Below are 3,046 nucleotides of genomic sequence, written 5' to 3' on the forward strand. Positions count from 1 at the left end.
TTCGATGGCCCCTTATGGAGCAGGAGGGATTCGTTGCTGTTACGAGGTACCGAAACAATGGCATGAAGGCTTGATGGTAGAGGTTGAAACATATTATCCGCTTGTAGGCGATACTATAGAAGAGCGTTCTGAGGATTTAGGGCAAAGGGAAGCGACGGGGACTGTCACGGAAAAAGTGAAGGTGCCGGTGCCAGAATACCAGGCTCCTGCAGAAGGAACATTGTGGGTACAGTTCATGCCTGACAAAAATATAAAGGTTGTGGTAAGTGAGTTATCGCCGGAACATGAAAATTTCCCAGGTGATGTCAAAGGGTGGCCTGTACCTTCGGATGAATACCGGATTAGCTTGATTGATCGTGACATAGGACTTGCTGAAGATGATCTGAAGCTTTCTATCAGTAGACTAAAAGAATGGACTAATGAACCTACCGATGAAGCTTTGAAGTCATCTTGGGATGCGTATAAAAAGTATTTTAAAAAAGAGTTGAAAGATTTTAGTGGATATAAAGACCCTCGCTTTTTGTCATATTTGATCAAGGAAAGTAAAATAAATCTATCTAATGAGAGAAAAAAAATAAGAAAGCTAAAATTGTATAAGGAGTCGTTAAAATGAATGCAAGATTAGCAGATATAGTAAATTCTAGCTTCCAGAATCCTAGTGATAAGACAAGTTTTTTTAGTGAAATCGAGCGCGAAGTTATAAAAAGAGAAGAACGAAAAGAGGAGAACAATAACCCACTTCAGCCCTGCCACACTAACCTATTCATCGGCTCTTTTTTTGATGGCACTGGCAATAATTACGAGGCAGATCTAGCCAAAGGAGATAAAAGTCAATCAAATGTCGCCAGGCTCTATAGCGCTTATCCAGGGTTAAGTGTACCTGGTGTATTACCCCTCGAAACGGAGTGGATCACAGACATTGCTGACTATCAGAATTATTTTAGAATATATACTTCCGGTGTAGGGACAAAATTTGATCCAGTAGACGATAGTGGGGAGGGCTTAGAAGCTAGTCTCGGTAACGCTACAGGTAATCTTGGCGAGATACGTATTGTCTGGGTACTGGCTCAGGTTATCAATGTGATAAGTCGGTTTTTCATTAAAAAATCTATTATTAGTAACGAAGAAGTTAAAAGTTTTGGTGGCAACCTTACAGCTGCCTCATTAAATGTAAGTATAAAAGATTCATTGACAACTTTGATATCGATAAAACAAGCGTCATATGCACCATCGGTTAATTCTAACAGTTTAGCTATAATTGAATTAAGCAAATGGTTGATGAGGCTGCATACTGCTATTTCTCCTCATATGATCGAAAAAAGGGGGGGGGGGTTACCAAATAATAAAGATCCAGGTGTCCTTCAGAATATATATCTATCAACATTCGGGTTTTCACGTGGTGCGGCCTTAGCAAGGGTATTTTCTAATTGGTTAATAAAGTTGTGCAGAATAGATGCTTATTTAACAAAGAGTAATGGATTAACACTTGCAGGATTTCCTGTAACATACGATTTCTTGGGATTATTTGATACGGTTGCTTCCGTCGGAATTGTTAACATAGTACCAGTGTTCGATGGACATGCTGCTTGGGCCGATGCAGAAAAATCTTTGACTATACCACCTGAAATAGGCCGGTGTTATCACTTTGTATCTGCACATGAAAGTCGTCGTTCCTTCCCACTGGATTCAATTTATAGCAAATTCTCTATGCCTAGCAATGGAGAAGAAATTGTATTTCCGGGAGTACATTCTGATCTTGGTGGTGGGTATAGTCCTGGACAACAAGGGAAGGGAATAGATAAGTTAGGACGAGACTTGTTGTCTAGAATACCACTGGCACAAATGTATCGAGAGGCTCGTATATCAGGAGTTCCATTTAAACTGGAAAAAGCATTACAAGATGACAAAGATGGATATAAAATATCTCCAAAGCTGATTGATGATTTTAATGCATATTTGTCTCTGTTCAATTTGAAGTCTGGTCAAACGGGAAAAATAGTGAGAAAACATTGGGCTAAAGCAATAGAATGGAGGTTTAATCTTTTAAAAAACAACGGTATCGAATCTTTGGTAAGCTATGAAAGAGCAGGCGGAGAAGATCAAGAGTCTTTATTAGACGGTTGGAGTTACTTCAAGGAAAACGTAAAATATTATAATTATTGGAAAGATGATAGCCTGTCTTTTTATTCTCAATCTTATTATCATCCCTCGGAGGAAGTAGTTTCTGACTTCAATAGGATAAAGGTTTTACAAGAGAAAAGTATTGATATACCCCCCGTATCACTTGATACTATGTTGGATCTTTATGTTCATGATTCAATTGCAGGATACCCTGTGAAAAACTTGGATCATCAATATTTAAGATTTAGAAGAATATATGCAGGAGCAGATGATCAATACTTAACTCGCCGAAATCCTCAGGTTAGTGATAGACAATACGCTATATATAACATGCAAAAAAACAGTGTTTTGCGTAATACATGAAATCACTCTAAAAACAATACAGAGAATATTTTTTAGGACTAAATGTGGCCAGTGATTTACTTTGTTGTTGGTAGTTTATTGTCGCTTGCTTTGATTTTATGCGTTGGATATAAATGTTTATTAATATATCAATAGTGAATTTTAATTAACGTCAATGTTTCTATTAAAATCCGGAGATATACATGTTCAGTTCAGGTGACGGTGTCATCGTGCTCGGTGATAGCACGACACATGGTGGCAAGGTGGTGTCTGCCCAGTCCAACTATCTGTTGGAGGGCAAGCCAATTGCCGTTGTTGGAGATACGGTAGTGTGTCCCAAGGATGGTCATAGCAAGTGCAAGATCATCGAAGGACACCCGACGATCAGCCTGAATGGCAAGCCGGTAGCATTTCATGGTTGCCATACCTCTTGTGGTGCAACGTTGATCTCTGCTGCGAGTGGCAAGCACGGTCTTTGATGAGTGAGTTATTTGCATTATCCCCAAAACCCTCATGGACTCTCCATGAGGGTTTTTTCGTTGAAGCTCCACAACGATTTCATTAGCGGCCCAAGGGTAAGTGT

3 protein-coding genes are annotated in these 3,046 nt (G+C 39.3%); all 3 read left to right on the forward strand.

The annotated features are described in order from the left end of the window. A partial coding sequence (locus PJK54_RS17640; protein WP_271303499.1) for a DUF3304 domain-containing protein occupies positions 1–613 on the forward strand: 613 nt, incomplete at its 5' end. Beyond that, a complete protein-coding gene (locus PJK54_RS17645) occupies positions 610–2,484 on the forward strand; it encodes a T6SS phospholipase effector Tle1-like catalytic domain-containing protein (RefSeq protein ID WP_271303500.1) in 1,875 nt (624 codons plus the stop codon). The genes PJK54_RS17640 and PJK54_RS17645, both read left to right, overlap by 4 nt. A gap of 182 nt (positions 2,485–2,666) precedes the next feature. After that, positions 2,667–2,942, forward strand: coding sequence for a PAAR domain-containing protein (locus tag PJK54_RS17650; protein WP_271303501.1), 276 nt, complete (start codon positions 2,667–2,669; stop codon positions 2,940–2,942). Positions 2,943–3,046: the final 104 nt, after the last annotated feature.

The organism is Cobetia sp. MMG027, assembly GCF_027947415.1.
GTDB lineage: Bacteria > Pseudomonadota > Gammaproteobacteria > Pseudomonadales > Halomonadaceae > Cobetia > Cobetia marina.